This is a genomic window from Deinococcus aerius (genome assembly GCF_002897375.1).
In the GTDB taxonomy this organism is placed as follows: Bacteria; Deinococcota; Deinococci; order Deinococcales; family Deinococcaceae; genus Deinococcus; species Deinococcus aerius.
In genome coordinates this window covers 15,854-34,429 of record NZ_BFAG01000021.1, presented here as the reverse complement: position 1 = coordinate 34,429, position 18,576 = coordinate 15,854, and the positions used below count along the sequence as shown (strand labels likewise).

Sequence of the window (18,576 nt, the reverse complement as noted above, 5' to 3'; positions counted from 1 at the left end):
CGGGTGCGCTCCAGCTTCCCCGTCGCTGCTCCTGAGGCGGTCGGCCTCGACCCAGCCAGGCTGCACGCCGCTCACCGGCGGATCGCCCGGGACCTGCCCCACGTCACCAGCCTGCTCGTGGCCCGGCGGGGTCACCTGGCCTTCGAGCGGTATTACGGCATAGAGGCGGGCGAGCCGCAGGACACGCAGTCGGTGGCCAAGAGCCTCGTTTCCCTCCTGACCGGGATCGCGCTGGCGCGCGGGTTCCTGGAGGGCCCGGAACAACCCGTCCTGCCCCTGCTGGGTGAAGCCGCGGCTCAGGACCCGCGCTGGTCCCGGGTGACCCTGCGCCACCTGCTCACCATGACCTCGGGCCTGCCCTCCGAACTCACTGACTCCGCCTACGACGATGCCTGGATGGCGAGCCCCGATCCCGTCCGCTTCGCCCTCGCCCAGCCCCTGGTCTGCGAGCCGGGCATGACCTTTCACTATTCCAACGCGGGGGTTCACGTCCTGGGCGCCGCCCTGGCGGGCGCGGTGGGCCGTGATTTGGCGCAGTTCGCGCAGGAGGCGCTGCTGACCCCGCTGGGCATCCCCGTGCCCGAGTGGCCGCGTGACCCGCGGGGGAGACCCCTGGCGAGCGGCGGCCTGCGCCTCACGCCGCGAGCCCTGCTGCTGCTGGGGCAACTCGTCCTGCAACGGGGGCGGTGGGAGGGCCAGCCGCTCGTGCCCCGCTCCTGGGTGGAGGAGGCGACGCGGCCACATGTGCGGGGCTACGAGTGGATGGAGGGCATCCCCGACTACGGCCTGCTGTGGTGGGTGACGCGCGAGGGGGGCGCCGAGGCGTGGTACGCCACCGGGTACGGCGGGCAGTACCTGGCGGTCTTCCCGGACCTCGACCTGGTCGCGGTGATGACCGGGAAGGTCGAGAACCACCCCAGTCACCGGCACATCATCGCGCGGGAGGTGCGGGGGGCGGCCCGCTGAGCGGCCCCGGGCTCCCGCCTGCAACGGCCCCGTGACGCCCCGACCCTAGACTTGCCCCATGACCTCCAACGAAACCCGCGCCGCCCTCGTGACGGGTGGCACGAGCGGCATCGGCCTCGCCATCGCGCTGCGCCTTGTGCGGGACGGCCTGCGGGTCGCCGTCCTCGACCTCGACCGGCCCCAGGCGCGCGAGGTCGCCTCCGCGCACGGCCTGACCTTTATCCCCGCCGACCTGTCCCGCCGCGCCGACTGCCCGCGGGCGGTGGGGGAGACCGTCGCCGCGCTGGGCGGGCTGGACGTGCTCGTGAACAACGCGGGCTTCCAGCACATCGACCCGGTCAAGGATTTCCCCGAGGACACCTGGGACGCCATGCTCCACGTGATGCTGACCGCGCCCTTCCTGCTCACGAAGTACGCCTGGGTGCACCTCACCCGCTCGGGGCAGGGCCGGGTGGTGAACATCGCCTCCATCCACGGGCACGTCGCCAGCCCCTTCAAGAGCGCCTACATCAGCGCCAAGCATGGCCTGATCGGCCTGACGCGCACCGCCGCGCTGGAGGCGGGCGAGCAGGGCCTGACGGTGAATGCGATCTGTCCCGGTTACGTCCGAACGCCCCTGGTCGAAAACCAGATCGCCGACCAGGCGCGCACCCGCGGCCTGAGCGAGCAGGAGGTCGAGCAGAAGGTGATGCTCGAACCCGCCGCCATCAAGCGGCTCCTGGACCCGGGGGACGTGGCCGCCCTCGCCAGCTATGTGGTCAGCCCCGCCGCCTGGGGCATGACTGGGGCAGTCCTCGACCTCGACCTGGGGTGGACGGCGCGGTGAGGAGCGGGGGGAAGCGGGCGGAACGTCGAGAGGCCGACGGGAGGCTCCAGGCATTCCTCTCCGTCCGGCGGCGATCAACCCGGGGTAGGTGAGGTGTCCGGCGTGGGCTGGTAGGTCAACAGCATCACGCCCGCGCCCAGGTTCTTCGAGGCCGCGAGGTTCATCGGCAGCCGGTCCCCCCCAGAGAACAGGCGCTTGCCGCTTCCCAGGACGAGCGGGTGGACCATCAGGCGCAGTTCATCCACCAGGCCATGCCGCAGGAGCGTCTGGACGAAGGCCCCGCTGCCGTAGACGAGGAGCTTTCCCCCCTCCTGCCGCTTCAGCTTCTGGACCGCGGCGACCACATCCCCTTCAAGCACGGTGGCGTTCCACTCCAGGGACCTCAGGGTGGTGGTGGCGACGAACTTCGGCAGGCTGTTCATCCGTGCCCCGAACTCCCCGGTGCCGGTGGCGGTCGGCCAGTACCGGGCGAAGTCCTGGTAGGTCACGCGGCCCAGCAGGAGGGCGCTGCTCTCGAAGAGTTCGTCCCGCTTGAACGGGCCTATTTCCGGGCTCTGGTAGCCCCGCTGCCACGGGGTGGGCTCCTCGTACACACCGTCGAGGGTCAGGAACTCGGTCACGATCACCTGGCGCATGGGCGCTCCTTACACTGCTCTTCGGCCGTCTCCTCCCCACGGGTGGGAGGACTGGTGTTCTTGCTCGTACCTGAGAAAGCCACAACCTACAGCGCCAGGTACGCCTCCCGGACCTTCGGGTCCGCCAGCAGCGCCGCCCCGGTCCCCTCGTTCACCACCTGCCCGTTTTCGAGCACGTAGGCGCGGTGGGCCAGCCTCAGGCTCAGGCCCACGTTCTGCTCGACCAGCAGGACGCTCACGCCTTCCTGATTGACGGCCTTCAGGGCCTCGAACACCGTCTGGGTCATCAGCGGCGAGAGGCCCAGCGAGGGCTCGTCCACCACGAGGACGCTGGGGCGGGCCATCAGCGCGCGGCCCACCGCGACCATCTGCTGCTCGCCGCCGGAGAGGGTGCCCGCGAGCTGCCCCTGCCGTTCACTCAAGCGGGGAAACAGCGCGTAGACGTGTTCGAGCGTCTGCGCTTGCATGGCCCGCGCCTCAGGACGCATCGCCGCCCCGAGTTCCAGGTTCTCGCGCACGGTCATGCGCGGGAAGAGTTCGCGGCCCTCGGGGACGTGCCCCAGCCCCAGGCCGACGATGCCGCTCGGCGTGGCGCGGGTGATGTCCTGTCCGCCCAGGAGGATGCGGCCCGCGCTCGGCCTCACGACCCCGCTCACCGCGCGCAGGGTGGTCGTCTTGCCCGCCCCGTTCGCCCCGATCACGGCGACGAACTCGCCGGGGGCGACCCGCAGGCTCACGCCCCACAGCACCTGCACCTTGCCGTACCCGGCGGCGAGGTTTTCGATCACGAGTTCCTGGCCCTGGGTGCGGGTGGAGACTGGGTTCGTCTGAGTCAGCGTCATGCGTGCAGTCCTTCCTCGGTCCCCAGGTACGCGGCGACCACCTGCGGGTTCGCCGTCACCTCGCGGTAGGTGCCCTCGGCCAGCACCTGGCCCTGGTCCATCACGACCACCCGGTCGGCCAGGTCGCGCACCACGGGCATGATGTGTTCGATAAAGAGGACGCTGATGCCGCTGACCCGCACGTTGCGGACAAGTGAGACGGCCTCCTGTGCCTCGGCGGGCCGCAGCCCGGCCATCACCTCGTCGAGCAGCAGGACGCGGGGCTGGGTGGCGAGCGCCCGGGCGACCTCCAGCCGCTTGTCCTGAAGGAGCGTGAGTTCGTGCGCGGCCTTGTCGGCGTGCGCGGCGAGCCCCGTGCGCTCCAGCAGGTCGTAGGCCCGCTCGCGCGCCTCGGGGAGCCGCATTCCCCGTTTGCCGAAGAGGGCGCCGACGGTCACGTTCTCGTGGACCGTCATCTCGGGAAAGGGCCGCACGATCTGGAAGGCGCGGCCCAATCCGGCGTGGCAGCGGGCCTCCATGCTGTCGTTCGTCACGTCGCGGCCCAGGAGGTGCAGCCGCCCCGAGGAGGGCCGGTACACGCCCGACAGCAGGTTCAGCAGCGTCGTCTTGCCCGCCCCGTTCGGCCCGATCACCGCGAGGATTTCCCCGCCGTACTGGGTGAAACTCACGTTCTGCACGGCGAGCAGGCCCCCGAAGCGCTTGCTCAACCCCTCGGCCCGCAGCACGACCTCCTTCTGGCCGACCGCTGACGGCTGATCCCTGAGCGCCGTCATACGTCCCCCCCGTGCTTGCCCCGCTTGAACAGCCCCATCAGCCCGCGCGGGAGCCACAGGATCGAGAGCATCAGGACCAGGCCGTACACGACGAGGTAGCCGTTCTTGACCGAGTTGTGCAGGACTTCCTCCGCCACCCGCAGCACCGTCGCACCCAGGACCGGGCCGAGCGTCGTGTACAGCCCGCCGAAGATGGAGGTGGTCAGCGGCGCGATGGAGTTGGCGAGGCTGAAGGTGTCCAGCGGATTGATGAAAAAGGTCTTTCCGGCGAACAGCACCCCGCCCAGCGCCGCCAGGAACGAGGAGATGAAGAAGGCCAGCAGCTTGTACCGCACGATGCTGACGCCGAGGACGCGGGCTGTCTCCTCGCCCTGCCGGATGGCGGCGAAAGCGTGATGCAGCCGGGTAAAACGCACGGCGAGGCTGACCAGCGCGGTGAGGAGCAGGACGGCGAGCGCCAGGAAATACTGCGCGCGGGCGTTCCCGCCCAGCAATGCTGGGACAAGGAGGCCGTTCGCGCCTCCCGCCACCGACTCCGGCAGATTCTGGATGATCGTCCGCACGACCTCGGTGAAGGCGAGCGTGGCGATGGCGAAGTACATCCCGCTCAGACGCATGGTCACGGCGCCCAGGATCAGGCTGACCAGGCCCGCGAGCAGGGCCGAGAGGGGCATCGCCAGGAACCAGGGGAGCGCCTTGCCGAGCAGCGCGAAGCCGTAGGCCCCCAGCCCGTAGAAGGCCGCGTGCGCGAGCGAGACCTGCCCGCTGCGAGCCAGGATGTCCCACGACAGGGCCAGGATGCCCGCCACGACCGTGAAAAAGCCGATCTGAAGGAGGTATTCGGCCCTTGCCCCAAACGGCAGGAAGGGAAAAACCAGCGCCAGCAGGAAGAAGAGGCCCAGCGGCACGAGCGCGCGGCCCGTGAAGTCCGGTCGGCGGCGGATGGGACGGGCAGCCTCGATCACGCGGCTCACCTGGCCCCCCGGAACGAGCGGAAGACCAGCGTGGCGAAGATCAGCAGGAAGAACACCGCGTCGCTCCACCCGCCGCCGCCCGGCACGTAGGTCTGCACCAGCGCCTCCGACACGCCGAGGACTACCGATGCCCACAGGACGCCCGTGAGATTCCCCAGCCCCGCCATGACGATGATGGCGAATGCCTTGAGGGCGAACACCAGCCCCACGGTGGGCGACGCGAAGAGCAGCACGGCGACGAGCACGCCCGCCACCGCCGCCAGCGCACACGCCACCCCGAAGGCGATGAGGTACACCCGGTCCACATTGATGCCGATAAGCTGCGAGCCCCGGCGATTCTGCGCGACCGCGCGCATCTGGCGCCCCAGGTTGGTGCGGTACAGCACCCCGTACAGCCCGGCCAGGATCGCCACCGCGAGGCCGAAGGCAACGGCTTTAGGCCCGCCTACGGAGAGTTCTCCCAGGCTGAGGCTGCTCCCCTGGTAACTCGTGGTGACGGTGCGCGTGTTGCCGCCCAGCAGCATCAGCGCGAGGTTTTGCAGCAGGATGCCCAGCCCGAAGGTCAGGAGCATCTGGTTGAGTTCGGGCGCGAGCAGCACGTGCCGGATGCTCACCCGGTACGTCAGCGCCCCGACCGCAAACACCGCGACGGCGGCCAGCGGCAGCGAGAGGAGGGGATCGACGCCCAGGTAGCTGCTCAGGCCCCAGGCGAGGAACGCGCCGATCATCAGGAACTCGCCGTGCGCGAAGTTCACGATCCCGACCACGCCCACCGCCAGCGCGAGCCCTGACGCGACGAGCGCATAGATGCCGCTTTGCAGCAGGCCGTTCAGGAGGGTCTGGAAAAAGAGGTCCATAGGGGAGGCTCCGTTGAAGAGGAGACGAGCCGCCTGGTGGGGAGTCGGCGGCCCGGGGAGAGCAGTCAGCTTTCAGCCGTCAGAACAAACGCGGGGAGGGGAAGCGTTCGCCTGAGTCCTCTCCATCTGCCCGCTGACCGCTCACTTGTTCCACACCATCGGCTTCTGCGCGAACTTGATGGGGTACACCGGCACGCGGCTGTCGCCCTGGAACTGGAAGTGCAGCCAGTTCCCGGCCTTGAAGCCCTGGTACTGCGTCTTGTTGCTCCTGGAGAAGGTCAGCGGGCCGAAGGGTGTGGGCGTGTTCGTCTCGGCCAGCGCGGCGGCCACCTTGTCCTTGTCGGTGCTTCCGGCCTTGTTGATCGCGGCGGCGAGCGTCTTGAGGTTCACGTACGCCAGCGGCGCGAAGTATTCCTCGGTCACGTTGCCGAACTTCTTCCGGTAGGCGGCGACGAACTTGCGGCTCTCGGCCTGCGGGCTGGAAGGCAGCCACAGGCTCAGGCCCGCCATATTCTCGGACAGCGGGTTTTTCTCGAAGCCCACCGGCCAGGAGGGCGGCGTGCCGTACACCAGACCGACCTTCAGGTTCTGCTGCTTGATCTCGGTGGCGAGAGGCAGGGCGTCGGTGTCGTAGCCCACCCAGTAGAAGATGTCGGGCTTGGCGGCCTTGGCCTTGCTGATGATGGGGCCGAAGTTGCCGCTGCCCGTCTTGAACTTCTCGCTCATGACGACGTTGAAGCCCGCCTTCTTGAAGGCCGCAATGGTGTCGTTGATGCCCGCGCTCCCGAAGGGACCGTCCTCGTAGGCGATGGCGATGTTCTTCGCCTTGCGCTGGGTCTTGAGCGTCTTGAAGTAGCTCAGGATCGCCTCGAAGTTGTAGTACGACCAGGGGTGGTAGTGGAAGAAATACTTGTGGTCCGCGAAGGCGTCCTCGACGGGCACGGCCGCCGCGCCGATCCACGCCATGAAGGTGTTGTACTGCTTGGCCGGACCGCTGATGGCGATGGAGGTGGCGCTGCTCACGCCGCCCGCCATGAAGTCCACCTTGTCCACGGTCACGAGCTTGACGAACTCGGGGACGGCCTTGGCCGGGGCGGAACCGTCGTCGGCGATCTCCAGTTCCAGAGGCTTGCCCAGCACGCCGCCCGCCTTGTTGATCTCGTCCAGCGCGAGCAGGTAGCCGTTCCTGGCCGCCTGCCCGGAGACGCTGCTCGGCCCCGAGAGGGGAAGCAGCACGCCCACCTTCACCGCGCCCGCGCCGGAAAGCGCGAGCAGAACGCCCGTCAGAAGCATCTTTTTCATGTTCGAGGAGAGTGTAGGGCAGGGGCGTCACAGGCGCGTTACAGCGGGAAGCAGCGGCCCATCTGTGACCACCCCGTAACGCCCGCCGCCTACCCTCGGGAGGATGCGACAGACCAAAGAAGCGGGCGGGGGGCCGCCGGACGCCTTCACGTTGGAGGTGAACGTCACGCTGGCCGGGGTGCCGGTGCCGGTCCGGCTGGGCGTCCGAACCTGGGGACGGCTGAGCGAGGCGCGGGACAACGCCGTGCTCGTGTGCCACTACTACACCGGCACGGCCCAGGCGGCGGGCGTAGGGGCGGACGGCACGCCGGGCTGGTGGGCCGCCCTGATCGGCCCTGGACGGGCGGTGGACACGGACCGCTTTCTCGTGGTGGCGATGAACACGCTGTCGAACGTGCAGGCCCGTGATCCAGGGGTGGTCACGACCGGGCCGGACACCCCGCACCCGGACGGCCAGCCGTGGGGAGGCCGCTTTCCCGCCTGGGACTTCGCCGACCTGCACGCGCTGCAACTCGCGCTGCTGCGGCACCTGGGGGCGCAGAGGTGGCACGCCGTGATCGGCCCCAGCCTGGGGGGAATGCAGGCCCTCCAGTGGGCGGCCAGAACGCCCGAGCTGGCACCGCGCGTGGCGGCGGTCGCCACGAGTCCCTGCGCGGGGCCGGTGCTGCGCGGGGCATTCGGTTCCCTGTTGCGGGGCGTGGCGCCGACCGGGGGACTCGAAGGGGCGCTGCGCCTGATCTCCTTTTTCGGGATGGGCGCGGACGGGCTGGAGCGGACCTTCCGTGACGCGGATTTCGAGGGCTATCTGCGCTCCCGCGCGGCGACGGCCAGCCTGGCCCACATCCTCGACCTCGCGCGGGTGGTGGAGACGCACGACCTCTCCGCCGTGGCTCCGCGCGCCGAGCTGTTCGCCCGCTGGCGGGACGCGGGGCTGCGCCTGCTCACCGTGAATATCCGCGGGGATCAGTTCTTTCCGTCGGCCGAGATGCGCGCCTTCGCCGGGGCCAGCCGGGCGGCGGGCGTGGCGCACACGCACCTGGAGTTCCACTCCGAACAGGGGCACCTCGCCTGTGTGACCCACACGGCGCCCTTCGCGGGAACGTTGCGTGCCCTGCTGGACGACACGCTGCCCGCCGTGCCCCCTCCGCCCGATCCCCTCCTGAGCGGGGAGGCGACTCATGCCTGAGCGCACCCTGGTCGCCCTGCACGGCAACTTCGCGTCGAGCGCTTGGTGGGCTGACCTCCTCGCCGATCCGCCGACGGGCTGGCGTGTCCTGGCCCCCGACCTCCCCGGGTTCGCAGGCACGCCGCACGACGGAGAGGTGAGCATCGCCGCCTATGCGGATTGGCTCGGGCAATGGCTGGACGAGCAGGGCGTTACGCGGCCCGCGCTCCTCGGCCACAGCCTGGGCGGAGCGGTGGCGTTGGAATTCGTCGCCCGGGACCCAGGGCGAGTCTCCGGGCTGATCTTGGCGGCAAGTGCGCCCCTTTCAGGCTTGATCACACCAGAAGAAAATTACCCGGTCCTGGAACTGCTGCGCGGCAATCAGGGGCTGCGCGAGATGAGTCTGGGCGCGCTGTTCCCCTCCGCCCGACCGGCGAACTTCTCCCGTTTGGTGGAGGATGCCGGGCGGATGTCGGACACGCACTACAGCGGCAACGCCCGCGCCCTCGCCGGATGGGGGGTGGACGCCGCGCGCCTCGCTGGGGTGCCTGTCCTGGTCATGAGTGGAGCCCTCGACACCCTCATCACGCCCGATATGGTGCAGGCCCAGGCCGAACTGCTGGGCACCAGGGCCACGGTGCTGGAGGGGCGCGGGCACGGCTTCCCGCAGGAGGACCCGGTGGCGTTCCGCGCGCTGCTTGCAGAGTTCCTCGCCACCTTGCCCTGATGTTCGTCGCCCCAAGTTGCCTTGAGCGGGGCAAGGATGTGGTTGCCCCCGGGCTCAGCTCCGTTCCGTGCGAACCGCCGTCGAAGCGTTGGTAGGGGAGAGGAGGCTGACCAGCCGCCTTCCTCTGCTTTCAACGCAAGTCCAGCCCCGGCAGGGGAAGTTGTGGGGCTGGACTTGCCACGAATCAGTTCGCCTGCTCGGTTAGTGGGCAGGCGGTGACCACCCCGTGGGGCGACACGGCCAGCACGCGGCGTTCGGCCAGGGTCCAGAGGGCGCGGTGAATGCCCATCTCCGCCTCGGCGCTGCCGGAGGGGGCCAGGCGGTCGAGCAGCGCCGTGTACCGCACCTCGGGCTCGGTGCCGCCCGCCCAGGGAGTGGACTGCGCCACCAGGGTCAGCACCCGGCGCTGCTCCGGCCCCTCGGCGAGGGCGAGGAGAGCCTGCCTGGCCCGCAGCCGCGCCGCCTGCTCTTCCCGCTCGCGCCGCCGCCGCGCGAGGAGGGCGGCCACCTCGGAGGGGGTGGACTCGCCGCGCCGGGCAGCCGCGCTCTCGATCAGCCCTTCCAGGTGCTGGTCGGCGCGGCTGCGGGCGGCGGCACGCAACTCCTGGGCGCGTTCCTTCAGGCTGGCCGCCCGGTCCTGAACCTGGGGCGCTTGCAGCACGGTTTCGGCAGCGCGGCGGGCGGCGGCGCGAACACCCCGGGGACGGTCATCCTCCGGTTCGGACGGGTCGGGGCGGGTGGCGAGGTGGATCAGGGTACGCAGCTTCATCGGTCCTCCTGCGCCCGGGCGGGGGCGCCTCTCCCGCAGCCTATCGCCCGAGTGGGGGAGGCCGACACGACGTTCGCCACCTTCCCGAAGAGAATGCCCCTTGAATCTTCGTGGGCTCCCTCACCCGCTCACGGCCACTGCCTCATGACTGGTCCCAACCCTGCCCAGCAACTCCAGCCCCGCCCGCGCCACCTCCTCGGGGGAAATATCTAGGCACTCCAGGTTGAAGGGGCACTGGAAGGCGTAGCAGGGATGGCAGGGCGTGGGGCGGCGCAGCAGGAGGGCGGACGTGCTCCGGGGCCGCCACTGCGACTCGTACTCCGTGCCCGAGTACGTGACGAGCAGCGGCGTCCGCACCGCGTCGCCGAGGTGCAGGGCAGAGGTGTTGTTCGTCAGCACCAGCCGCGCCCCGTCGATCAGGGCGGCGAAGGTGGGGAGGTCCGTTCGGCCCAGCAGGTCCACGCCCACCGGACCGAGTTCGGCCAGCAGGTCCCGGCTGCGTTCGCGGTCCTTCTCCACCCCCGTCACGGCCACCCTCAGCCCCGTCTGTTCCGCGATGAGCCGGGCGGCACGGGCGGCCCGCTCGGGGGGGTAGGTCCGTGCGGAGCAACTGGCGAAGGGGTTGAGGAGCAGGTACGGGTAGGGGACGAGAGCCGCCGCCTGTTGCCGGGCTTGATCCGAAACGTAAACCTCCAGCGCCCGGTCCCGCACCGGAAGCCCTACCGCCTCCAGCAGACGCAGGTTGCGCTCGACCTGGTGTTCGGCCTCCGGGGTGGGGGAGAGGGGTTCATGCGTGAGGAGGCCGGGGGCACGTTCCTTCGACTCGCCCAGACGCAGGGGAATTCCGGCGAGCAGGCAGGCGAGGGCGGCGGGGTGCGGCGTCTGGCTGAAGGAGGTGAGCAGAACGGCGGCGTCGAAGTTCCGCTCCCGCAGCAGTCCGATCAGTTCCGCCTCCCGCGCCGGGTCGAACGTTCCGCCCCCCAGTTGCTGCCACATCGCCCGCCACACGATCACGTCGTCCACCCAGGGGAGGAGCGGCGCGGCGTTGGCCCCCGCCGGGCTCACCATCAGGGTCAGGCGGACGCCGGGCAGAGCCTCCTTCAGCGCCCGCAACGCCGGTCCCGTCATCACCACGTCGCCGATGTTGTCCAGGCGCATCACGAGGAGGTTTCGGACGTTCGCCCAGTCGCCGTTCACAGGTCCAGCACCCTGGGCGCGTCCACCTCGCGGTTGGGGATCGTCGTGGGCAGTTCGAGGTGGTACACGCCGGAGGGCATCACCGCGCAGCCGCCGAAGCGGGCCATCACCCGCTGCTGGGCCAGCACGTCCTCGCCCGCGTGCTCATCCGGCAGTTCGGGCCAGAAGCCGAAGCCGCCCACCGCCTCCAGACAGGCCCGGTCGTACAGGACGCAGCCCCCCACCCAGGCCACCTTGTACACGCGGGTCTGCTCGGGGGTGGGGGCGAACTGGCGCTGCACGTGGAGGAGGTTGGCCGCGTTGTGCAGCATGTACCGCTCCCAGGCCGCCGTGCCGGGCCGCACGACCTCCGGGGTTACCGGCCCCTCCCAGAACTCGACCGCCTGCTGCCACGGCCGCACGTCCTCCCGGTAGCTCAGGCCCAGCACGGCGCTGCCGACAAAGCCGCAGCGTTCCCGCTCGATCACGCCGACCATCTGCGCCACGGCCCACGGTTCCAGGATCAGGTCGTCGTCCAGGAACAGCACGAGCGGGGCGCGGCCCTGGTCCAGCAGGAACTGCCGCTGCTCGGCCATGCCGCGCCGGGGCAGGTGACGGTGGACTTCCACCTCGCAGCCGTGCAGCTCCAGAACGCGGATGGCGGTGCGGACCTCCGCCCGCTCGGTGACGGGCTGTTCCCCCTGGTCGGAGATCACCACCCGGAACGGCTGGGCCGTCTGCGCGGCCAGGCTGGTCAGCGTCACCGGAAGGGCGCCGGGACGGCCATAGGTCGGAATCAGGATGTCGAGGGCTGTCACAGGGCACACTCCAGCGGGACGGGGGCCAGCAGTTCGAGGGCCGCCGCGACGACTTCTTCCGGCGCCACACCCCGCAGGCAGAGGTGGTGCCCCTCCCGGCAGACCGAGCTGTAGCACCAGCGGCACGGCACGTCGTGGGAGAGGACGCGCGAGGGCACCGCCCACGGGGTGTGCTGCGGGTTGGTGAGGGCGTAGAGGTCCACCACGGGAGTGCCCAGGGCCGCCGCCATATGGGCCGGACCCGTGTTGTTCGAGATCAGAAGCGGCGCGCGGGCGATCAGGGCGGCCAGTTCCTCCAGTTCCAGGTCCTGGGACATCAGGTGTCCCACACCGCCCGCCATCTGCCGGATGTCCTCCAGCAGGGCCTTTTCCCCGCCACTCCCCGTGAACAGCAGGGTGAGGCCCTGCGCGGAGAGGAGCCGGGCCACCTGCGCGAACTGTTCGGGCGGATAACGGCGGGAAGGGGCAGTCGCGCCGGGGTGGATGACGGCCCAGGAGCGGGAGGTGTCCAATCCCAACCCAGACAGCCATTCGTCCACCCGCCCCGCCGCTTCCGGTGAAAAGCTCAACGACAGCCGCTCGTCGGAGGTCACCGCCCCCACCCCTGCCACCAGATCGAGTTGCCGCCGCACCTCGTGGCGGATGCCTCCTTCCGGCTCGGGCTCGCGCACCCAGTCGGTCAGGAGCCCGTAGGGGTTCTCCCGGCAGTGGGCCAGCCGCAGCGGAATGTCGGCCAGGAAACACAGCAGGGCCGAGGGAAGGGGATTCTGGCTGTAGACGGTGAAGATGACGGCGGCGTCGAAGTCCTTCTCGCGCAGCAACCCGATGAGCTCGAAATCGGGTGCGCTGCTCGCTCGCGGCGGTGTCGCCTTGAGCCAGGGCGCCTCGTAGACGATCACCTCGTCGATCTCGGGCACGAGTCGGGCGACGGCGGCCCTGGGGGGCGAGGTGAGGAGGGTCACGCGGCGCTCCGGGCGCCCCTCCTTCAGCGCCCGCAGGGCCGGGGTCGTCATCAGCACGTCGCCCAGGGTGTCCAGGCGGACGGCGAGGATATTGTGGGCCGAACTCCAGTTCGTCATCTCAGGTCCCCGTCGCGTAGGCCCGCCGGACCCGCTCGATGATGCCGGTGGTGGAGCGGTCCTCCAGGTAGGGGAGGAGCCGCACCTCGCCGCCCAGGGCCTCCACCAGGGGCGCTTCCGGCAGGGTCTCGCGGGTGTAGTCGCCGCCCTTCACGTACACGTCGGGGCGCAGGGCCTCGATCAGCCGGATGGGCGTGTCCTCGGCGAAGGGCACGATCAGGTCCACGCAGCTCAGGGCGGCCAGGACCTGCGCGCGGTCCTCGGTCGGGTTGATGGGGCGGCTGGGACCCTTGAGGCGGCGCACGCTGTCGTCGCTGTTCAGGCCGACCACGAGTACGTCGCCCAGCGCCTTGGCCTGATTGAGGTAGGTGATGTGCCCCCGGTGCAGCAGGTCGAAGCAGCCGTTGGTGAAGACCACCCGGCGGCCTCCTTCCCGGAGTGCGGCGATCCGGGTGACGAGTCCATCCCGGTCCAGCACCTTGCGCTCCGCCGTCAGGAAGTCGCGCAACTCGGCGGCGGTGCAGGTGGTGGTGCCGTCCCGCCCCACCGCGATGGTCGCGGCGGCAGAGGCGAGGTCGGCGGCGGCGGGCGTGTCCGCTCCGGCAGCGAGCGCCAGGGCCAGCGCGCTCACGAAGGTGTCCCCGGCCCCGGTCGCGTTCGCGCCCGAGTTCGGTCTCGTGAAGGTGCGGTAGGGAGGCTGGCCCCGCTCGAACACCAGCGCGCCCTCCACATCCAGGGTGACGGCCACGATGCGGGCGCCGGTCCTCTCCAGCACGGCGTCCTCCCAGGCGGCGACCTGGGCCAGCCGGTCCTCGCGGGTGTGGCGCGGGGTCTCGCGCAGCATCGCCAGGGCCTCGCCGTAGTTGGGTTTCACCGCCGTGACGCCCACCTCGCGGTAACGCTCGGGCCGCTTGGCGTCCAACACCAGGACGCGGGGCGAGCGGGCCTGCTCCCCGGCGAGGGCGGCGATCACGCGCGGCGTGAGGATGCCGTACCCGTAGTCGGAGACGATGACGGCGTCCGCGCGGCGAAAGGCGGCGCGCAGACGGTCCAGCAGCGCGTCCTCGTCCGGCCCGGCCAGGTCGCTCTCGGTGCCCTGGTCCAGCCGCAGCAGAAGCTGCGAGGCGGCCATCACCCGGCGCTTGACCAACGTTTCCCGTGTGGGTGACCGCACCACGCCGGAGGTGTCCACGCCCGCCTCCTCCAGACCGCGCAGCAGCCGGTCCCCCTCGGCGTCGAGGCCAACCACGGACAGGAATTCGACGGAGGCACCCAGGGCGCGCACGTTCATCGCGGCGTTCGCCCCCCCGCCCGGCACATCGTGCCGCCCGTGCAGCGACACGATGGGGACCGGGGCCTCGCGGCAGAGGCGGTCGGCACTGCCGTACAGGTAGCTGTCGAGCATCGCCTCGCCGATCACGGCCACCCGCAACCCGCGGAACTCGTCAAGGTGTTCTGAGAGCATCGGCCCTCCCTTCCCGTGTGGCGGTCAGGATCGCCGCCGCCACCTCCGGCCAGCTTCGAACCGTGTGGTGCGGCGTGCGGTACGGCCCCGGCACCCACTCGGTCTCGCCGCCGAGATTGAGCAGCACCGCCCGGCACCCCGCCCGGCGCCCGGCCTCAATGTCGTTGAGGATGTCGCCCACCATCCACGAGGCGTCCAGGTCGAGGTTCAACTCCCCGGCGGCGCGGCGCAGCAGGCCCGGCCCCGGTTTACGGCAGTCGCAGTCCTGGGCGTACCCGGCGACCGTGCCTTCCGGGTGGTGGGGACAGGCGTAGAAGCCCGCAAGGGTCACTCCATCCTCGGCCAGCAACTCCCGCAGCCGCGCCTCCACCCCTCCCAGCGCCGACTCGGGGAAGAGGCCGCGCGCCACCCCCGACTGGTTCGTGACGACGACGAGGGCGAATCCGGCCTCCTGCAAGCTCCTGAGTACCTCGCCCACACCCGGCATCAGCCGGATCAGCGCCGGGTCCACGTTGTAGGGCACGTCCTCGATCAGCGTGCCGTCCTTGTCGAGGAAAATCGCGCCCCTCACGGCCAGGAGGTCTCGCGCATGGGGATGACGGTCATCTCGGGGACCACGGTGCCCTCGGGCTGGAGGAGCACGTAGCGCACGGCCTCGGCCACATTGCGCGGGTCTTGCAGGTTCTCCAGCGGCGTGCCGGGGAAGCGGTCGAGGATGAAGGGCGTCTGCATCCCGCCCACGACCATCGCGGTCACGCGCACGCCCCGGGGCCGCGCCTCCACGTGCAGCGCGTGGCTCAGGCCCAGCAGGCCCCACTTGCTCGCATGGTAGGCGGTCGCGTTCGCCCAGGCCCGCTTGGCGGCGGTGGAGGTGATGTTCACGATGGCGCCGTGGCCCCGCCGCGCCATGTGCGGCAGCACGGCGCGGGAGAGCAGGAACGGCCCGCGCAGGTTCACGTCGAGGACCCGGTCGATGTCCGCCACGCTCAGCTCCTCGATGGCGACCGTCACGTCGGTGCCCGCGTTGTTGATCAGGATGTCGAGGTGACCGTATTCCTCCTCCAGTTGCCGGACGATGGCTTCCAGCGCGTGTTCGTCGCGCACGTCGAGGCTGACCGCACGCACCTGGTGTCCCTCCTGGGTCAGCTCACTCGCCAGGCGCTCGGCCTGCGGGAGTTGGATGTCGGCGGCAATCACCTGGGCACCCGACTCGGCGAGGACGCGGCAGATCGCGGCGCCCAGCCCGCTGCCGCCCCCCGTGACGAGGGCGACCTGACCGGCGAGGGCATTGCTGAAGGCGGACTGGGGCTGGGGCTGGGGGATGGACGGAGTCATAGGTTCACTCCTTGCGAGGCGGAGAGGGGGGTCGGGGTGGTGGAAGGGCCGAGGCGAACGGGAGCCGCAAGGGCCGCCGAAACCCGCTCCTCGACGAGTTCGCAGATCAGGTGCAGCGCGAGGATGTGGACCTCCTGAATACGGGGCGTGTCGGTGCTGGGCACGACCAGGGGCAGGTCCGTCAGGGCGAGCGCGTCCCCACCCCGGCCACCCAGCAGGGCGACGGTGGTGAGGCCCTGCTCGCGGGCAGCCTGAAGGGCGGCGAGGACGTTCGGCGAGCGGCCACTCGTGCTGAGGGCGAGCAGCAGGTCCCCCTCGCGCCCGAAGGCCTGCACCTGGCGGGCGAACACGTCGCCAAAGCCCACGTCGTTCGACCAGGCGGTGAGCATGGCCGTGTCGGCGGTGAGGGCCAGCACCGGCAGCCCCCGGCGCCCGTCGATCAGGAAGCGCCCCACGAGTTCGGCGGCGAAGTGCTGGGCGTCGGCCGCGCTGCCCCCGTTTCCGCAGACGAGGACCTTGCCCCCCCGCTCGAAGCAGGCCGTGATCGCCTCCGCCGCCGCCTCGATCTGCGACCCGAGCGCCGCCCGTGAGCGGGCCAGGGTGCTCATCAGGTTCTGGAAGGCGCGGTCGACGGAGGAGTCCGTCCGGGGCAGGGTGGCGGGCGCGGCCTCCACCTCCCGGCCCACCTCGCCGTAGACCTGCGCGAGTTGCCAGGTTACGCCCTCCCAGGTGTAGTGGGTGCGGACCCGTTCCAGCGCTGCCTGGCCCAGGCGCTCCCTGAGCGGCGCGTCCGCGAGCAGGTCGGCCAGCCGCCCCCCCAGGGCCTCCGGGTCGCGCGGCGGCACGAGGAGGCCCGTCACGCCATCCACCACCGTGGACTGGATGCCTCCCACCCGCGCGCCCAGCACGGGCGTGCCGCAGGCCATCGCCTCCAGCGGGGTGATCCCGAAGGGCTCGTACCAGGGCGTGCTGACGAACACGTCCGCCGCGCGGTAGTAGTCGCGCAGGACCCGGCGCCCGCGGCTGCCGGTGAAGGTCACCCGGTCCCCCACGCCCTCCTCGCGCGCCACCGCCCGCAGGCGGCCCAGCTCGGGAGTCAGGGCCGGGTCGGGGTCCGGGCTGTTGCCGCCCACCACGAGCAGGCGGGCGGGGATGTCGAGCCGCCGGATCGCCCGCGCGAAGCCCCGGATGGCGTCGTCCACGCCCTTGCGGGGCACCATGCGGCCCAGTTGCAGGACCAGCGCCTCGTCCGGGTCCAGGCCCAGGCGCTCCCGGGCCTCGCGGCGATCCCCAGGGCTGAACTCGGCGGGGTCGAAGCCGCAGGGCACGGTCACGATCCGGGCGGGATCGGCGGCGTACAACCCACACAGGTCCGCCTCGTCGCGCGGGCATTCCGCGATGATCCGGTCGGCCTCGCGCACCAGGCGCTCCTCGATGGCGAAGCGCCGGTCGGGGAAGCCGTCCGCCTCGCCCTGGTGGAGCCGCCGCACCTTGCCCAGCGCGTGGAAGGTGATCACGAAGGGCACGCCCAGCCTCCGCTTGAGGTCGGCGGCGACCAGGCCCGACATCCAGAAGTTGGCGTGCAGCAGGTCGTACCGCCCGTGCCGGGTCATGAAGTCCGCCATGAAACGGGTGAAATCCGCCATCAGGGGCAGCAGGTCTTCCTTGGGCAGCACGGTCGCCGGTCCCGCGGGGACGTGGACCACGCGCACGCCGGGCACCCACTCCAGCACCTCGGGAAGGTGGGGGGCGTCGCGGCGGGTGAAGACATCCACCGCATACCCCAGCCGGGCGAGGTGCCGGGCGACCTGAGCGACATAGACGTTCTGCCCGCCCGCGTCGGTGCCCCCCAGGGTGGCGAGCGGGGAGGCGTGTTCGCTGATCAGCGCGACCCGCCTCATGCCCGGCCTCCCACCAGGACGCCCCGCCCCGCCACTTCCCGGAAAGCCGCGTCCCAGTCGCGGGCGAAACGTTCGATGGAGAAGCGCTCGCGCGCCACCTCCCGCGCGCCCACGCTCAGTCGCCGGGCCTCGTCGGGGTCCTCCAACAAGCCCTGCATCCGCTCAGTCAGCCGCCGCACGTCGGTGTCCACGTACCCGTTCACGCCGTTTTGCACGGCGGTCGCCATCTCGGTCGTCGCCAGGCCGAGGACCGGCATCCCCAGCATCATCGCCTCGCAGACGGCCAGGCCCAGGCTGGTGTAGCGGATCGGGTTGAAGAAGAAGCGGTACGGAGCGGAGAAAGCGGGGAGGTCCGCGAGCGGCACGGCGCCCAGACCGCCCATCTCCTCCGACTGCATCCCCACCAGATCGAGGGGCACCTCCGCCCGCACCCGCCCGAACACGTCCGCGCCGAGGCGGCGACCGCGCGACTTCAGGCCGTTCACCACCGTCAGCCCCCGCGCCTTCTCACCTGTCCACGGGATACCCGGGTCGGTCACGCCATGCTCGATCACCCTCGTCGGCGTGCGCCCGCTGTCCCACATCAGGTCGTTAAAGGGCGTCACGTGAACCAGCAGCATCTCCGGGTCGTCCACCGGGTGCCGGGTGTCCGTCGGCGTCTCGCGCGGCGGGTCGTGTTCCAGGTAGAGGCGGGGGAGCCTCCGCTGCTCGGGTGAGAGGATTTCGAACTGGTCTTCCAGGTAGTTGCGGCGCGACTGGAACAGCACCGCGTCGAACTGGAGGTTCCTCACCTCCTGTGCCGGAACGTCATGCACGTTGTCGCCCCAGCGGAAGTCGCCCGCGCGCCCGCCGTAGCCCTCGGGCCGCCCCGGCTTGACCGGGAGGTAGAACTCGTGCGGCGCCTGGGTGAGGTAGTACAGGTAGCTGCCGTGAATGTGCCAGGTCAGGATTCGGAGGGGTCGCATC

Annotated in this window: 19 protein-coding genes; 4 read left to right on the top strand and 15 right to left on the bottom strand. The window is 70.8% G+C overall.

All coding sequences use genetic code 11. The annotated features are described in order from the left end of the window. Positions 1-3: 3 nt before the first annotated feature. Together DAERI_RS20570 and DAERI_RS20565 are read left to right on the top strand one after the other, a co-directional pair. Positions 4-966 carry a serine hydrolase domain-containing protein gene (locus tag DAERI_RS20570; protein ID WP_103131316.1) on the top strand — a complete coding sequence of 321 codons (963 nt, stop codon included), beginning with the start codon at positions 4-6 and terminating at the stop codon, positions 964-966. 58 nt (positions 967-1,024) lie between these two features. Continuing rightward, complete coding sequence (locus DAERI_RS20565) at positions 1,025-1,792, top strand: 3-hydroxybutyrate dehydrogenase (RefSeq protein WP_103131315.1); 768 nt, start codon at positions 1,025-1,027, stop codon at positions 1,790-1,792. Positions 1,793-1,866: 74 nt separating this feature from the next. On the opposite strand, the gene DAERI_RS20560 is transcribed toward DAERI_RS20565, so the two are convergent. The 6 genes from DAERI_RS20560 to DAERI_RS20535 form a co-directional block, all read right to left on the bottom strand. Next, positions 1,867-2,427: a dihydrofolate reductase family protein gene (locus tag DAERI_RS20560; protein ID WP_103131314.1), complete on the bottom strand. Its 561-nt coding sequence runs from the start codon at positions 2,425-2,427 to the stop codon at positions 1,867-1,869. A gap of 86 nt (positions 2,428-2,513) precedes the next feature. Further along, positions 2,514-3,269 carry an ABC transporter ATP-binding protein gene (locus DAERI_RS20555; RefSeq protein WP_103131313.1) on the bottom strand — a complete coding sequence of 252 codons (756 nt, stop codon included), beginning with the start codon at positions 3,267-3,269 and terminating at the stop codon, positions 2,514-2,516. After that, on the bottom strand, positions 3,266-4,042 hold the full coding sequence (locus DAERI_RS20550; protein WP_201262802.1) for an ABC transporter ATP-binding protein: 777 nt from the start codon (positions 4,040-4,042) through the stop codon (positions 3,266-3,268). The genes DAERI_RS20555 and DAERI_RS20550 overlap by 4 nt, the downstream gene beginning before the upstream one ends. Beyond that, a complete protein-coding gene (locus DAERI_RS20545; RefSeq protein ID WP_235610491.1) occupies positions 4,039-5,007 on the bottom strand; it encodes a branched-chain amino acid ABC transporter permease in 969 nt (322 codons plus the stop codon). The genes DAERI_RS20550 and DAERI_RS20545 overlap by 4 nt, the downstream gene beginning before the upstream one ends. A gap of 5 nt (positions 5,008-5,012) precedes the next feature. Further along, positions 5,013-5,873 (bottom strand): branched-chain amino acid ABC transporter permease, encoded by an 861-nt coding sequence (locus DAERI_RS20540; protein WP_103131310.1) that lies wholly within the window; start codon positions 5,871-5,873, stop codon positions 5,013-5,015. A 141-nt stretch (positions 5,874-6,014) separates the two neighbouring features. After that, positions 6,015-7,175 (bottom strand): amino acid ABC transporter substrate-binding protein, encoded by a 1,161-nt coding sequence (locus DAERI_RS20535; protein ID WP_103131309.1) that lies wholly within the window; start codon positions 7,173-7,175, stop codon positions 6,015-6,017. Positions 7,176-7,278: 103 nt separating this feature from the next. On the opposite strand from DAERI_RS20535, the gene DAERI_RS20530 reads away from it, so the two are divergent. Continuing rightward, positions 7,279-8,361: an alpha/beta fold hydrolase gene (locus DAERI_RS20530; RefSeq protein ID WP_103131308.1), complete on the top strand. Its 1,083-nt coding sequence runs from the start codon at positions 7,279-7,281 to the stop codon at positions 8,359-8,361. Continuing rightward, positions 8,354-9,067 carry an alpha/beta fold hydrolase gene (locus DAERI_RS20525; protein WP_103131307.1) on the top strand — a complete coding sequence of 238 codons (714 nt, stop codon included), beginning with the start codon at positions 8,354-8,356 and terminating at the stop codon, positions 9,065-9,067. Before DAERI_RS20530 ends, DAERI_RS20525 begins: the two co-directional genes overlap by 8 nt. A 184-nt stretch (positions 9,068-9,251) precedes the next feature. Here DAERI_RS20525 and DAERI_RS20520 read toward each other — a convergent pair whose 3' ends face one another. The 9 genes from DAERI_RS20520 to DAERI_RS20480 all read right to left on the bottom strand — a co-directional run bounded on the left by DAERI_RS20520 (position 9,252) and on the right by DAERI_RS20480 (position 18,575). Next, positions 9,252-9,836: a hypothetical protein gene (locus tag DAERI_RS20520; RefSeq protein WP_103131306.1), complete on the bottom strand. Its 585-nt coding sequence runs from the start codon at positions 9,834-9,836 to the stop codon at positions 9,252-9,254. A gap of 120 nt (positions 9,837-9,956) precedes the next feature. After that, entirely contained in the window at positions 9,957-11,033 is a 1,077-nt protein-coding gene (locus DAERI_RS20515; protein WP_201262801.1) for a glycosyltransferase family 9 protein, read from the bottom strand. Next, positions 11,030-11,830, bottom strand: coding sequence for a glycosyltransferase family A protein (locus tag DAERI_RS20510; protein WP_103131305.1), 801 nt, complete (start codon positions 11,828-11,830; stop codon positions 11,030-11,032). The genes DAERI_RS20515 and DAERI_RS20510 overlap by 4 nt, the downstream gene beginning before the upstream one ends. Next, a complete protein-coding gene (gene waaF / locus DAERI_RS20505) occupies positions 11,827-12,909 on the bottom strand; it encodes a lipopolysaccharide heptosyltransferase II (protein ID WP_103131304.1) in 1,083 nt (360 codons plus the stop codon). The genes DAERI_RS20510 and waaF overlap by 4 nt, the downstream gene beginning before the upstream one ends. A gap of 1 nt (position 12,910) precedes the next feature. Further along, positions 12,911-14,374 carry a D-glycero-beta-D-manno-heptose 1-phosphate adenylyltransferase gene (gene rfaE2 / locus DAERI_RS20500; protein ID WP_103131303.1) on the bottom strand — a complete coding sequence of 488 codons (1,464 nt, stop codon included), beginning with the start codon at positions 14,372-14,374 and terminating at the stop codon, positions 12,911-12,913. Then, positions 14,355-14,945 (bottom strand): D-glycero-alpha-D-manno-heptose-1,7-bisphosphate 7-phosphatase, encoded by a 591-nt coding sequence (locus tag DAERI_RS20495; protein WP_103131302.1) that lies wholly within the window; start codon positions 14,943-14,945, stop codon positions 14,355-14,357. Before DAERI_RS20495 ends, rfaE2 begins: the two co-directional genes overlap by 20 nt. After that, complete coding sequence (locus tag DAERI_RS20490; protein ID WP_103131301.1) at positions 14,942-15,709, bottom strand: SDR family oxidoreductase; 768 nt, start codon at positions 15,707-15,709, stop codon at positions 14,942-14,944. Before DAERI_RS20490 ends, DAERI_RS20495 begins: the two co-directional genes overlap by 4 nt. Beyond that, entirely contained in the window at positions 15,706-17,610 is a 1,905-nt protein-coding gene (locus tag DAERI_RS20485) for a glycosyltransferase (protein WP_103131300.1), read from the bottom strand. The genes DAERI_RS20490 and DAERI_RS20485 overlap by 4 nt, the downstream gene beginning before the upstream one ends. Then, positions 17,607-18,575 (bottom strand): glycosyltransferase, encoded by a 969-nt coding sequence (locus DAERI_RS20480; protein ID WP_103131299.1) that lies wholly within the window; start codon positions 18,573-18,575, stop codon positions 17,607-17,609. Before DAERI_RS20480 ends, DAERI_RS20485 begins: the two co-directional genes overlap by 4 nt. Position 18,576: the final 1 nt, after the last annotated feature.

What these genes read in the sequence shown, in the direction of transcription:
- DAERI_RS20535 (WP_103131309.1), bottom strand. Translation starts at nt 7,175, where the DNA reads ATGAAAAAGATGCTTCTGACGGGCGTTCTGCTCGCGCTTTCCGGCGCG.
- waaF (WP_103131304.1), bottom strand. Translation starts at nt 12,909, where the DNA reads ATGACGAACTGGAGTTCGGCCCACAATATCCTCGCCGTCCGCCTGGAC.
- DAERI_RS20560 (WP_103131314.1), bottom strand. Translation starts at nt 2,427, where the DNA reads ATGCGCCAGGTGATCGTGACCGAGTTCCTGACCCTCGACGGTGTGTAC.
- DAERI_RS20540 (WP_103131310.1), bottom strand. Translation starts at nt 5,873, where the DNA reads ATGGACCTCTTTTTCCAGACCCTCCTGAACGGCCTGCTGCAAAGCGGC.
- DAERI_RS20530 (WP_103131308.1), top strand. Translation starts at nt 7,279, where the DNA reads ATGCGACAGACCAAAGAAGCGGGCGGGGGGCCGCCGGACGCCTTCACG.
- DAERI_RS20490 (WP_103131301.1), bottom strand. Translation starts at nt 15,709, where the DNA reads ATGACTCCGTCCATCCCCCAGCCCCAGCCCCAGTCCGCCTTCAGCAAT.
- DAERI_RS20480 (WP_103131299.1), bottom strand. Translation starts at nt 18,575, where the DNA reads ATGCGACCCCTCCGAATCCTGACCTGGCACATTCACGGCAGCTACCTG.
- DAERI_RS20565 (WP_103131315.1), top strand. Translation starts at nt 1,025, where the DNA reads ATGACCTCCAACGAAACCCGCGCCGCCCTCGTGACGGGTGGCACGAGC.
- rfaE2 (WP_103131303.1), bottom strand. Translation starts at nt 14,374, where the DNA reads ATGCTCTCAGAACACCTTGACGAGTTCCGCGGGTTGCGGGTGGCCGTG.
- DAERI_RS20485 (WP_103131300.1), bottom strand. Translation starts at nt 17,610, where the DNA reads ATGAGGCGGGTCGCGCTGATCAGCGAACACGCCTCCCCGCTCGCCACC.
- DAERI_RS20550 (WP_201262802.1), bottom strand. Translation starts at nt 4,042, where the DNA reads ATGACGGCGCTCAGGGATCAGCCGTCAGCGGTCGGCCAGAAGGAGGTC.
- DAERI_RS20520 (WP_103131306.1), bottom strand. Translation starts at nt 9,836, where the DNA reads ATGAAGCTGCGTACCCTGATCCACCTCGCCACCCGCCCCGACCCGTCC.
- DAERI_RS20525 (WP_103131307.1), top strand. Translation starts at nt 8,354, where the DNA reads ATGCCTGAGCGCACCCTGGTCGCCCTGCACGGCAACTTCGCGTCGAGC.
- DAERI_RS20555 (WP_103131313.1), bottom strand. Translation starts at nt 3,269, where the DNA reads ATGACGCTGACTCAGACGAACCCAGTCTCCACCCGCACCCAGGGCCAG.